Origin of the sequence: Lacticaseibacillus hegangensis (genome assembly GCF_003946465.1) — a bacterium.
Taxonomy (GTDB): Bacteria; Bacillota; Bacilli; order Lactobacillales; family Lactobacillaceae; genus Lacticaseibacillus; species Lacticaseibacillus hegangensis.
In genome coordinates, this window is record NZ_RHOL01000002.1 from 25,406 (window position 1) to 37,837 (window position 12,432).

The following is a 12,432-nucleotide window of genomic DNA, read 5'->3' on the forward strand; positions in this document are numbered from 1 at the left end:
GCCGACCGGCGCACCGGCGTCACTTCTGCCAACTCGGGTAGCTAGTGATCAGCCCTTGCGTGCCCAAATCGCCGTGGCCGTTATCAACCATTGCCTGGTAAAGGGCCTTGGCCTGCTTGGTTGCCGGCAGCGCCACGCCCAGCCGATCCGCCTCTTCCAAAGCGATACGCAGATCTTTGACAAAATGCTTGATGAAAAAACCGGGAGTGTAGTCGCCGACTAGAATACGCGGACCGTAGTTCTCTAGGCTCCAGTTGGCGCCGCCACCGCCGCCTACCGTGGCCAAGACCGTCTTCAGATCCAGGCCGGCCGCCTTGGCGTAAACCAGCATTTCCGTCAGCCCGGTCATGGTCCCAGCAATCATGATCTGATTGGCCATCTTGGCGTGTTGCCCGCTGCCAGCGGGGCCAAAGTAGTGGTTGGTTGTACCAATCTTGGCAAACAGCGGCTGCAACTGATCGTACGCCTGCCGGTCGCCGCCGACCATGATCGTGAGTGTCCCTTTTTGCGCGCCAATGTCACCACCGGAAACAGGCGCGTCCAACGCGCGAATGTCCTGCTTGGCCGCAGCGGCCGCAATACGAGCGGCCAGACTAGGCTGGCTGGTGGTCATGTCCACGATGATGCTGCCGGCTTTCGCCCCGGCCAGCACACCGTCTGGGCCGAAATACACTTGCTCAACATCTTTAGGAAAGCCGACCATGGTAAAGGTGACATCACTGCTTGCAGCCACCTCGCGCGGTGAGTCCGCCCACTTGGCATTGGCATCGAGTACGGCCTGGGCGTGTGCCGAGGTGCGGTTGTACACGGTCACATCGTAGCCAACCTTCAGGAAATTCTTGATGATTCCCGTGCCCATAATGCCGGTCCCAATAAATCCAATCTGCATCTGCTCGCCTCCTCATCTTTACACTATCCAGTATAGCGCCGGCGGCCGAAAATGAAAAAGGCTGAGACATAAAGCGGTTTTAGCCCAAAGCACAAGCGCCCATGCACCACGACTCGGTTTTAGAATCGCGGTGCATGGGCGTTTGTGCGCTTGGGCGTTGCTTTATGAAACGCGACTAGGCAATTTTGTCTCAGCCTCTGGGGGCCAGGGCCAGACTTATGACTTTAAAAAGCCGTGTTCCAACACGTCGAGATACTTTTGCACCTCTTCGACCAACCAGTCTAGGTCCTCGACTGTGGCATGAGGATGCGCGTCAAGAAACGGTTGCGCTTGCTGGCTCACCAAGGTGATCATGCCCTGAATCAGGCCCTCGACCAAGGCTGGCGACACGCCTTCGCGCAGCGGCATGCGCGCCAGGACCGGACCGGCTAAGTCCGTGCTGGCCATGCTCAGTTCATTTTGAAATAGGATCTGCAGCTGCGGTTTGACCGTTTCCGGCACGTCGCTTCCGCCATACAGCGCCATTCCAAAGCGCATTTCGTCCTGGTACTGCAGTTGCAGCTGAATCTTGTAGCGCAGCGCGCGGGTGATCATCGACTGGAGGTCTGGCGCATCCTGCCAAACGGCAAAATCCGCGACTGCGTTCAACCGGTCGAACACCCTGTGGGCAACCGCCAGGTACAGCTTCGCCTTGCTGTCAAAATAGCGAAAAATCAGTCCCTTCGAGACCCGCGCCTCCTGGGCGATTACGTCTGTTTTTGCCGCCTGATAGCCCTGGCTGGCGAATTCATGCATCGCAGCCGTCAAGATCCGGTCGACTTTGACCGGATCACGGGGCACCTTTGAACCCTTTTTCACCATGGCGCCCCCTCAATTCATCGTCAAATCACGCCGGCGGTAACTGACATACGCCAACCCGAACAAGCCGATTCCAAGCGCGGTCATCCTGGCAAAAGTGGGCCAAGCGACTGCGCGTGTCGGCACCGCGTTGACCCATCCAAACGGTGACAGCCGCTCCGCCCACTTAGGAAAATCAAGCATGGGGCCAAGAAACATGGACAACACCCCGTACACCGGTACGACCCAGATCAGGGTCTGAAGCCGGGGCAGCAATCCCACTAGCAAAGCCGCGAGCCCGCATACCACCAACAGCGCCGGCCAGTAGCCGACAAAGCCGCGCATAAAGCGAGCCAGGCTGATTGGAGTGGTCATCGAGGCGTTACCGGCCACTCCCATCCCCAAGACGCCAAGCGCCAAGGCCAGAGTACCCACCCCAACTGCCTCAAACGCATGGCTGAGAAACAGGTGCAGGCGAGAAACCGGCGCAGCGTGCAACAGCTCAAGGTAGCCTTTGCGCTCGTCCGTGTTCAGCCGCAGCAGCGTCGAAATTGCCGGCACCGCCGCGACCACCGCAAAAATTACGACCAGCGTATTGGCCAGTCCCAGCACCACGGCGCGGTTGGCCGCAGCGACCCCGCTGCTGCCCAGCAGCTTGGCCAGCATTGGATTGGATTGGACCAAGTCGCCGACTGTGCCAAAAATGGAGCCATACGCGGCACCGAGGACAAACAAGCCGAGTAACCAAATAATCGTGCTGGTCCGATCCAGCCGCGCGAGGAGCATCAGCGGCCCTTGCAGGAAGCGCGAGGCTTTACTGCGGCCTGCGCGCGGCTCAACCAGGCCGGCCCCAATATCGCGCGCGTTGGCCAGCGCCACCGCCCCGAACAGCACGGTAGCACTCAGACCCAGCATCAGCCAAACCGGCGTCCAGACATTTGCGGTGTACAGATGCATTTTCTCGATCCAGCCAAAAATCGTCCACCAGGTGAGAGCGGGATTTTTCACGTCAGTCCCCATCCGCGCCACGTACAGCAGGCCTAGCCACGCATAACTCAGCATGGTCGAAGCGCGCGCTGAGCTAACCATTTGCGCAAATAGCAGTGAAAAGGTACCGAACATGAACCCAAAAGCGGCCAGTCCCAGCCCAAACAGCCAGCTGCCCGTTGCACTGGCACCGGGCATATTGGCCGCCTGCAGGCCAAGGGCTTCCAGGACGCCTGCCACGCCGTTGATCATTAGCAGCTCAATAATGGCGGCCAGCAGTGGACTCTGTCTGCCGACTGCATGGGCCAAGATCAACTCGGAAGTGCCAGCATCCTCCTCGGCCCGCGTGGCGTGAACGGCAAAGTAAACATTCATCATGGCGGCAAACAGGCCCATGAACACCATCATTTCCGCCCCATAGATCACCGCCGAAGAAAATGGTGGGGTCGCGGTAAACGGTCCAAACAGCGACACCATGGCCGGGGTTTTTAAGGTTTGCGCAATTGACGCCATAGCCTTGGGCGTGCCGTAGATCCCTTCAAATTTGGCCGCCGCGCTGGCCATCATGCCTGCCAGCCCAGCAATCCAAAGGAAGATTTTCAGCCAGTCATGACACAGGTTAAGCCGCACCAACGCCCAAGTGTTTGCGTACCTACTGCTCATCTTTGCCACCTTCTTGATTGTAGTAACGCAGGAAGAGGTCCTCAAGCGTCGGCGGGGTAGTGATCAGCTGGGTGATTCCCAGCTGACTGAGTGCCGTGATCGTGTCCCCGAGCGCCTCGGCATCGACCGAAAAAACCGCTTGCGTCGGGGTTTTGGCCTTGAACTGATGCACCGAAGGCAGCGCCTCGATCGCCGTCAGCGGCTGCTGGGTCGTGACGCGCACCGTGCTGCGGCTAAGCTGCCTCATCTCGGCCAGGCTGCCCACCTCAATGATCTCGCCTTGGCGAATAATCGCGATCCGGTCACACATTCGCTCCACTTCACTGAGAATGTGCGAGGACAGCAACACACTCTTGCCCGCCTGCTTCAACGCCAACACTTCCCGCTGGAAGACCTCTTCCATCAGCGGGTCAAGGCCGCTGGTCGGCTCGTCAAAAATAGATAAGTCCGCTTGACTGGAAAACGCCGCGACCAACGCGACTTTCTGCCGGTTGCCTTTTGAATAGGTCCGGGCCTTCTTGCGGACGTCCAGAGCAAAGACCTTGATCAGCTCATCTGTGCGATCGGAGTGCTTCTGGCCGTTCAGCCGCAGCAGAAAATCGATCACCTCACCGCCGCTCAGGTTCGGCCACAGATTGACATCCCCAGGCACGTACGCGATGCGCTTGTGGATGCTGACTGCATCGGCCCAGGCGTCTTGGCCAAAAATGGTTGCCCGGCCAGCAGTCGGACGCAGGATGCCAAGCAGCGTCCTGATGGTCGTCGACTTGCCAGCACCATTGGGCCCAATAAACCCAAACACTTCCCCCGGGTGAATACTGAACGTAATATCCTTCAGGGCCTGAAACTTTCCGAACTTTTTCTGCAGGTGATCAACGGTCAAAACGTCTGCCATGATCTCGCCTCCCCAATTGATGAGGCAAGTGTACGGCCTGGTGACTGCTCGGTCAATGACTTTCGAGTCACTGACGCGGTGGCGTGATGCGGTGCGGCCAAAGGGTTTTGCGCGCAGGCAACGCGTCAGTCAACCGCGGCTGCCACACATCGAAAAACCCCTTGAGCGGCAGCGGCCGTTCAAGGGGCAAAAATCATGTGAAACTTTGGTTACTTAACGATTGTCACGACGTCATCCCAAGGTGTCGCAGTGGTGGCCAACACGGCGTTTAGCCGCTCGATGTTGGCCTTGCCTTCAGTTTGCATCCATTCTCTACCGGCTGCTTCACCGCGGGCAGCAAACGGGATGATCCCATCCTTCCAGGTCGCCCGGCCGCACAGCACACCATTGAAAGTGGCGCCGGCGTCATGGGCAAACTGCAATTCCTTTAAGAACAACTCGTTAGAAACCCCGGCACTCAGGAAAATATACGGCAGAGCGGTGGCATCGGCCTGCTGCTGATAGAAACTCGAAGCTTCCGCTTGACTGTATACCGGACTTTCGCCGTCAGTAAAGCCTTCAACAAACGCCTGGTTAACTGGCACTTCGACTTTGAGCACCGAAACGCGGTAACGGGGGTCGCTGAACTCCCGCGTGGTTTCGATCACCTTGTGCGGTTTCACTTTTGCGTATGCCGCATCAGCCACGCCGTCCAAATCTGCGGCGTATGTGACCAGCTCCAAGAAAAACGGCAAATCGTTCGCCGCCGCTTCTGCCCCGACTCGTTCCACAAAGGCCCGCTTGCGATCATTGACCGCATCCCCCTCATCGACGTCGTAATAGAGCAGGAACTTGACCGCGTCACCGCCTTCCTCGGCGATGCGCAGCGCGCTTTGATTATTGATCAGATCCGGGAACCGGCCCGGTTCAGTCGCGTCGTAGCCCGTTTTTTCGTACGAAAGCAGCAGGCCGGCACTGGCGGCGCGAGCCTTGGCGGCAGGCAACCCAAATTCTGGATCGAGCAGGATCGCGCTGGCATATTTGGTCAGCTCCTCGGACACGACCTCCTTAAAATCACTCAGTGCAGTTTCACTGGCCGCTCCAGCAGCCGCTGCGTTCAGCATTTTCTGCAACGAGCCCCGCTGGTCGATCGCCAAGGCGGCAATGACGTGTTGATCGTTCGACAGCTGCTCCAGATGTTGATATTGACCCTGTGTCAATTTTACCGACATATTTGTCCCTCCAATATTTCTACCCCAAATTTTCAGTCAGCCATGCTAGTGCTTCACAATGTCATTGACGTACACCACACCGGCCTGGCCGTCTCTCAGCAGGTCAGGTGCTGCCCCCAGCATCTGGGCGTTTAAATAGCTGATCACCATCGGCAGGTTAGCGCCGGCGTACAGGTCAAAGTCGCCGCCTTGCGCCAGCACCGCGGCGGCCACATTGCTTGGCGTCCCGCCCTTCAGATCAGCCAGCACCGTGACTTTTGACTCGCCGGCAATGGCGGCCTCGAACTTGGTGCGAAAATCTTCCGGTCCTTCGTTTGGCTGCAGCCCCACAGTCGCAATGTCGGCTTGCGGACCCATGATCATTTCAGCGCTGGCCTTAAGCGCGGCGCTGAAATCGCCATGGCTGATCAAAACCAATTTGCTCATTTTATTGACTCCCTTACCCATTAATTTGCACAGCGAAGGCGCCAGACACAGAAGGTTCCCGTGCGACAGCGCCTCTGATAACCAGTTTGACTAACCCTTCGCGATCAGCCCCAGCGCGGAAAGCACCACGGACACGATCAGCACAATGAAGATGGCGCGGGTCGAGGTCATGTGCTTGCGCCCTAGCAGCCAGTAAATCCCGGCAACGATTAGCGCCGGCAGCAGCTTTGGCAGGATCATATCCAGGCTATTTTGAATATCCAGTGGCACGGAGCCCACATTCGGGGCCCAGGCAAACTTCACATTGATCATGGTGGCGACCAAGGCGCCAACCATGAAGACCCCCATGATGGTCGCCGCGTTGGTCAAAGCAGCGAGCCGGTGTGACATGGTGGTGACCAAGGCCACCCCTTCGTTGTAGGCCACCCGCAACTGCTTCCAGCGGAAGACCATGACGGCAATTTGCGCCAGAATCCAGATGAACACCCCGATGGGATTGCCTTTGGTTGCCATGTTGGCCGCAATCGCCCCAAAAATCGCAGGGATCAGGGCCGCAAAGATTGAGTCCCCGATTGAGGCAAACGAGCCCATTAAGCCGGCTTTCATCCCGGCAACAGTTTCCTCACCCTTGATTCCTTCTTTTTCCTCGACCGCCAGATCGATCCCGGTAATGATGGTGTTAAAGAAGTTGGACGTGTTGAAGAACTGGGTGTGCGTCTTCATCATCTCTTTCAGCTCTGGCGTGCCATCACCGTAAATCTTGCGCAGCTGCGGCAGGATCGTGTACAGGTAGCCGGAGCCTTGCATCCGCTCGTAGTTCCAACCCAGCTGAAAACCGAACAAGCTGCGGCGGTTGATCTGCCGAAAGTCGTCATCATTTAACTTATAAGTCGGCGTCTTAGAGTTCATCATCTTCGATTTCTCCTTTCTCATCCGCGGCAGGCTTCTTGTCGCTGCTCCCGCTGCCGCCACCGGCATTCGTCGCCGTTGACTGCTGGTAGGCAATCGCCGCAAAGGCAAACCCAATCAGCGCAATGGCAAGCATGGAGAGGCCGTTGAAGGACGTGGTGAAGGTCTTCGCCACGCCGGCCACCGCGGTGCCGAGCGTTTGGATGTTGCCAAAGACCGTGGAAAACAGCATCGTCACGGTGAAACCGAGGATCAGGTAGGCAAAGTGTTTCTTCACTGGCAGGTAGTGCAGCAGGATTGCGAACCCAACCGCCGGCAGCACTGCCCCGGCAGTGGCCAAGCCATCGCCTAGCCACTTCCAGCTCGTGTTCAGCACGCGGGCCAGATTGGCCACAAACCCACCACCAAACGCCAAGGCCAGACCAACTGGGATCATCCGAGACAACGCCCAAGGCAGTGCCCCGGCAATGAAGTACCGCTCAATGCCCTTGTAGTTATATTCATCGACCATTTTGTCGATTTTGTGCGCGAAGAACGTGTTGGCGAACCGGGCTAGAATATCCGTTTGAATCATGATGCTGGCCACTGGCACCGCAATTGCGGCAACCGCGGCTGCCGGTTTCATCCCGGAACTGATCGAAAACGCCGTGGCCAAAATGGTGCCTGAGTTCGCATCAATTCTTGACGCCCCGCCGAACGTGCCGACACCCAAAACAGTCAGCTGCATTGACGCCCCAATCAGCAGTCCGGCGCGCATATCACCCATGACAAGGCCGGTGACTAACCCGGCAAACACGGGTGAACTCATCGCGGAATAGATTTGCAATTCATCGAGAATCTGATAGCCTGCGTATAATGTTAAAATTGCAATTTGCCACCATGCGATCATTGTTCGCTCCTCCTATCCTTTTTCAGCAGGGACATGAAGTCCGCCGCGGGATCTCCCGGCACCATCTGGGCCACCAAATGCACGCCCAGCGAATCTAATTCCTCGAAGGTCTCAACGTCTGCATCCACCACGTTAATGGACTTGGTGATCGAGCGGGTCTCGTCCGTCTGCGACATGTTGCCGACATTGATCTCTTTGATCGGCACCCCGGCCTTCACCAGCGCCAGGTAGGTTTCTGGCCGCTTGGCAACGAGAAAAACTTTCTGTGAATCATAGCGATGATCCAAAATCTGCTTGGCGGCGCGCTCGGTATCAAGGACTGACAGCCGCACCCCGTCTGGAGTGGCCATGCGCAGCCCACCTTTTTCTACATCACTCTTGGCCGCCGCATCATCGACCACGATGATTCTGGTCGGCCCCAGCTTCGTCGTCCAAAGGTTGGCGACTTGACCGTGGACCAGTCGGCCATCGATCCGTGCTGCAATAATTGCCATGAATTATTCCTCCTTTGTTTTGCTACCCTCAACCAGTGGGTGGTCGACCCGCTTCAAACTGTCGGTATACCGTCCTTCGGTTTCAAATACGATCACCGTGTTCTCGCCTGCGTGGAGCAGCGCTTTTGGCACGTATAGCGAAACCGTCGGGCCCAGATCCCAAAATCTGCCGACGTTAAACCCGTTAACCAGCATCACCCCCTTACCAAATCCGCGACAATCAAGGTACGTATCTTGCGGTTCATCAACCGTGACTTGGTACTGATAGAAACTCGGGACCCCAGGTACCCACTTTCGAGCAAAATCGAGCTGGGCGGCGCGATCAAGGTCCAGCGCGTATTGCACAAAGTCTTGGATAAAGTGCAGATCGACCATCACGCCAGTCTGGATTCCCTTGCGCTGCGTCGATGACTCGAGCTTGGCGCCATAGTTCACTCGGCCCATGTTTTCCACCAGCACATCCAACTGGTGTTGGCCAGCTGCTTCAGGCAGGGGCAACGGCTCGCCGATGGCCTCCTGGTACTGCGTCCCGAGCCACTTTTCATCAAGAAAGGCCTGAATGCGGTCACGCGCGTCAATGATCCGCAGCTTGGCTGCACGCCCGGTATCTGGTGCCGCGAGAAGCGGGCGGCTGCGATACAGCGTATAGCCGCCAGTTTGCCCCAGCGCTTCCTGGGTTTGCGGGTACTTGGAAGCAACTGGGGTGGCCAGTTGATCGAGGACCGCGAACAGGGATACTTTAGCCGTCAATGGATGCGTCGCCGGCGGCAGGGTCGGCTTGATCAGCGGCTGAAACTGCGGCAGGTCCGGCAGCATTTCGTGAACCACCCGCTGAATAGCAAAGTACTTGGGCGTTGGATTGCCCTGCTCATCAAGTGGGGCGTCATAATCGTACGAGGTCACCTGCGGCAAATCGTGCTGCTGGCGCGCCGAGGTCCCGTTCATGAACCCAAAATTGGTCCCACCGTGAAACATGTAAAGGTTTAGCGAGCCCCGCGCCAAAATTGGTCTCAAAGCCGCCGCAGTTTCGTCAGGGGCGCGCTTGACCACAGACTCACCCCACCGGTTGAACCAGCCGGTCCAAAACTCCATGCACATGAGCGGCCACGCGCGGCCATGCGCTTGGTGAAAGTCCGCCAGCCGATCGAAATGATGTGCCGCGTGGCCGCCAAAATTGCCTGTGGCCAAGATGTCGTCGTCAATCAGACTGCCAGCTTCCAGCGCTGCCGGCCAGGGCCCATCGGAGGTAAACAGCGGCACGTCCACCCCGTGCTGGCGCATCAGCTTGGCCAGCGCGCGCATGTAATCATGATTCTCGCCGTACGAGCCGTACTCGTTTTCCACCTGCATCATCAACACATTGCCGCCGCGCGTCACCTGACAGTCAACCAGCTGCGGCATCAGAGCGTCGTAATAACGGTCAACCGCCGCCAAAAATGCCGGATCATCTGAGCGCAGTCGCATGTGCTTGGTCAAAAGCCAGGTAGGCAGCCCGCCAAACTCCCACTCGGCGCAAATGTACGGGGAAGGGCGCACAATGGCATGCAGGCCAAGCGCCTGGGCAAGGCCCAAAAAGTGTCGGAGATTTCGGCCCTCGGTGAAATCAAACTGTCCTTCATGGGCCTCATGCAGGTTCCAGGGCACCACGGTTTCGAACGTGTTAAACCCCAGCGCCTTCAAGTTGGTCAAACTGTGCTGCCAATCAGTAGGATGAACCCGAAAATAATGAATCGCCCCGGACAGAATCTTGAATGGCTGCCCGTCGAGCAGAAAGTCGCGGGCCACGGAAAAAGTTGTCATTGCTGCGCTCCTTCGCGGTTCGGTCCATCATCAAGTGCGGCTGCCGGCGTCTCAGTCTTCCGCCTGGTAAACCAGCGCACCGTCCAAGTGGGTCTCCAGCAGGTGCAAGTCGGCATCGAGGACCAGGTAATCGGCCTCTCGCCCAGGTAAAATACTGCCGCAGTGCGCTTGAATCCCACAGGATATCGCTGGCGTTTGCGTCGCCATTTTGACAATGTCCGCCGGGGTGGCCGCCCCCCATGCCAGCAAATTGGCCAGGGCGTCTTTCAGCTGCAGCACCGAGCAGGCCAGGCTGTCGCCGTCTTTCAGCCGGGCCATCCCGTCCTTGACGTAAACGGCAAATTCGCCCAAGGTGTAATCGCCATCTGGCATCATCCCCGCCCGCATGCAGTCAGTGATCAGCGCGACATGCTCGGGGCCGACCAGGCGGATCAGCATGGCTGCGACTTCAGGCCGGACGTGGTGGCCGTCGCAGATCAGCTCATCGGTCACCCCGTCCAGTGCCATCGCGGCGCCAACCATACCCGGCGCGCGGTGGCTGAGCGGACTCATGCCGTTGAACGTGTGCGTGAACACCGTGGCACCTGCGTCCACGCACGCCTTCGCCTGCTCAAACGTGGCATCGCTGTGGCCCAGTGCCACCACGGTGCCGGTTGCGGCAACAGCCTGGGTGAAGGCCGCGGCTCCTGGCCGCTCTGGCGCGATCGCGATCTTTTTGATTAAGCCGTTGGCTGCGGACTGCCAGGCTTCAAATTCGGCTACACTCGGGTTCTTAAAATACTTCGGGTTCTGCGCGCCCTTGTGCTTAGTCGTGAAATACGGGCCTTCGAAGTACAGTCCCTGTATCTTCGCACCAGATTCCTCACCGGCATTTGCCGCCACCGTGCTGCACACCGCCTTCAGCTGCTCAAATGAGCCGGTCAGCGTGGTTGGCAGCCAGCTGGTCACCCCGGCTTGCACCAGGTGCTGGCTCATTGCCTCAATGCCTGCCCAGTCGTTGTCCATGACGTCGTGGCCCAGCAGGCCGTGAATGTGCGTGTCGACCAGCCCGGGCGCGATCCAGCGGCCCGGCTGCTCGACGATGTCCCCAGCCGGACGGGCTCCTTCTGGCAGGTAAGCCCCAAACTTACCGTCAGCTGTGATCTCGAGATACCCGCCAGTTTCCACCGTGTGTGGCAGAAAATATTTGGCGGCGTGAATGTACTCACTCATTTTTTCACTCCCCCTAGCGCGTCAGCGAACCGCTGGGTAATCGTGCAGAATCACACCCTTGACCACGCGATTGACCGTGCCGGTCGGCGACGGGGTGTCGGGCCGATTGCCGACCTTGACCGATGCCAGCAAGGCCAGCGTCTGCGCGAACATCACATCCGGCAGCGCCTGATACGCCTCTGGAAGGTCGGCGGTGCCATGGTCAAAGTAAAAACCGCTGCCGGCAAAGTTCTGCGCCTGCTTTGTGCCCACCGCCATGACGAGAGGGGCGATGTGGTCACCTGCGACTTCAGCCAGCAGGTCCAGATCGTACTGCCTGCTGTACGGGTCGTTGGCGACAAAATCAAACAACAGGGTCTGCGAATTCACAAAGCTCTTCGGGCCGTGGCGGAAGCCCATGGAACTGTCGAACATGGTGGCATACCGGCCAGCGGTGAGCTCAAGGACCTTCAGCTGTGCCTCGCGAGCCAGGCCGCTCAAGCTGCCAGTGCCCAGGTAGACGATGCGCTCAAAATCTTGGTCAACCAGCGCCTGAATGGCCGACTCGCGGGCAATCACTTCGCGGCCCATCGCGGCGACGGTCTGCACCCAGGCCTGCTTGGTTTCGAGGCTTGAGGTGTCGAAGACCAGCAGCGCGGTGAGCAGCATACAGGAGAAGCTCCCCGTCATCGCGAACCCTTTGTCGTTTGACCGGGCGGGTTGCAGCAACACCAGAGTCTGAGGCTCTGTCTGCGCTTTTTGGGCTAACTGACCATCCGGTGCACAGGTGATGCTAATCTGATGAAGCGAGGTCACAAGTTGTTCGGCCAGTGTCACGGTTTTCAAACTTTCCGGTGAATTGCCGCTGCGGGCAAACGAGACCAGCAGTGTCGGTTCATCCGGAGTTAGGTAATCGGCTGGGGCCGAAACGATGTTGGTGGTCCCTACCGACTCAAACGAGAAGCGGCGCCGGTCGCCGTGCGCCTGAAGGTATGGTGTCACCGTATCGCCGACGTACTGGGAACTGCCAGCACCCGCAAACACCACGCGTACCGGCTGGCCGTTAGCCTGGTCTGCGACTTGTGCGAGAAATGCGTTGATTTTCTCCTGGTCCTTGGTGTAATTGGCCAGTGCTTCAAGCCACAAATCTGGCTGTTGCTTGATTTCCGCAGTCGTAATCTGAGCACCCATTTGCGTCAGTGTTTCAGTTGATTGTTCAAACAAAGTTGTCTCCTCCAGTA

Annotated in this window: 12 protein-coding genes; all 12 read right to left on the reverse strand. The window is 58.2% G+C overall.

Going from position 1 to position 12,432, the window contains the following annotated elements; genetic code table 11:
* Nucleotides 1-19: 19 nt before the first annotated feature.
* Complete coding sequence (locus EKM86_RS00840; RefSeq protein WP_125754621.1) at nucleotides 20-889, reverse strand: NAD(P)-dependent oxidoreductase; 870 nt, start codon at nucleotides 887-889, stop codon at nucleotides 20-22.
* A gap of 216 nt (nucleotides 890-1,105) precedes the next feature.
* Nucleotides 1,106-1,747: a TetR/AcrR family transcriptional regulator gene (locus EKM86_RS00845; RefSeq protein WP_164506101.1), complete on the reverse strand. Its 642-nt coding sequence runs from the start codon at nucleotides 1,745-1,747 to the stop codon at nucleotides 1,106-1,108.
* A gap of 12 nt (nucleotides 1,748-1,759) precedes the next feature.
* A complete protein-coding gene (locus EKM86_RS00850; protein WP_125754623.1) occupies nucleotides 1,760-3,376 on the reverse strand; it encodes an ABC transporter permease in 1,617 nt (538 codons plus the stop codon).
* Nucleotides 3,366-4,274, reverse strand: a complete 909-nt coding sequence (locus tag EKM86_RS00855; RefSeq protein ID WP_164506103.1) for an ABC transporter ATP-binding protein — start codon at nucleotides 4,272-4,274, stop codon at nucleotides 3,366-3,368. Before EKM86_RS00855 ends, EKM86_RS00850 begins: the two co-directional genes overlap by 11 nt.
* A gap of 206 nt (nucleotides 4,275-4,480) precedes the next feature.
* The gene (locus tag EKM86_RS00860) at nucleotides 4,481-5,482 is read right to left on the reverse strand and encodes a tagatose 1,6-diphosphate aldolase (RefSeq protein WP_125754625.1); all 1,002 of its coding nucleotides are present in this window, start codon (nucleotides 5,480-5,482) and stop codon (nucleotides 4,481-4,483) included.
* Between the two features lie 45 nt (nucleotides 5,483-5,527).
* On the reverse strand, nucleotides 5,528-5,908 hold the full coding sequence (locus EKM86_RS00865; protein ID WP_125754626.1) for a PTS sugar transporter subunit IIA: 381 nt from the start codon (nucleotides 5,906-5,908) through the stop codon (nucleotides 5,528-5,530).
* A 90-nt stretch (nucleotides 5,909-5,998) separates the two neighbouring features.
* A complete protein-coding gene (locus EKM86_RS00870; RefSeq protein WP_125754627.1) occupies nucleotides 5,999-6,820 on the reverse strand; it encodes a PTS system mannose/fructose/sorbose family transporter subunit IID in 822 nt (273 codons plus the stop codon).
* Nucleotides 6,807-7,706 (reverse strand): PTS mannose/fructose/sorbose/N-acetylgalactosamine transporter subunit IIC, encoded by a 900-nt coding sequence (locus EKM86_RS00875; protein ID WP_125754628.1) that lies wholly within the window; start codon nucleotides 7,704-7,706, stop codon nucleotides 6,807-6,809. Before EKM86_RS00875 ends, EKM86_RS00870 begins: the two co-directional genes overlap by 14 nt.
* On the reverse strand, nucleotides 7,703-8,200 hold the full coding sequence (locus tag EKM86_RS00880; RefSeq protein WP_125754629.1) for a PTS system mannose/fructose/N-acetylgalactosamine-transporter subunit IIB: 498 nt from the start codon (nucleotides 8,198-8,200) through the stop codon (nucleotides 7,703-7,705). The genes EKM86_RS00875 and EKM86_RS00880 overlap by 4 nt, the downstream gene beginning before the upstream one ends.
* A gap of 3 nt (nucleotides 8,201-8,203) precedes the next feature.
* Nucleotides 8,204-10,000, reverse strand: coding sequence for a glycoside hydrolase family 35 protein (locus tag EKM86_RS00885; protein ID WP_125754630.1), 1,797 nt, complete (start codon nucleotides 9,998-10,000; stop codon nucleotides 8,204-8,206).
* A gap of 51 nt (nucleotides 10,001-10,051) precedes the next feature.
* Entirely contained in the window at nucleotides 10,052-11,212 is a 1,161-nt protein-coding gene (gene nagA / locus EKM86_RS00890) for an N-acetylglucosamine-6-phosphate deacetylase (RefSeq protein ID WP_125754631.1), read from the reverse strand.
* Between the two features lie 21 nt (nucleotides 11,213-11,233).
* Nucleotides 11,234-12,415 (reverse strand): SIS domain-containing protein, encoded by a 1,182-nt coding sequence (locus EKM86_RS00895; protein ID WP_125754632.1) that lies wholly within the window; start codon nucleotides 12,413-12,415, stop codon nucleotides 11,234-11,236.
* Nucleotides 12,416-12,432: the final 17 nt, after the last annotated feature.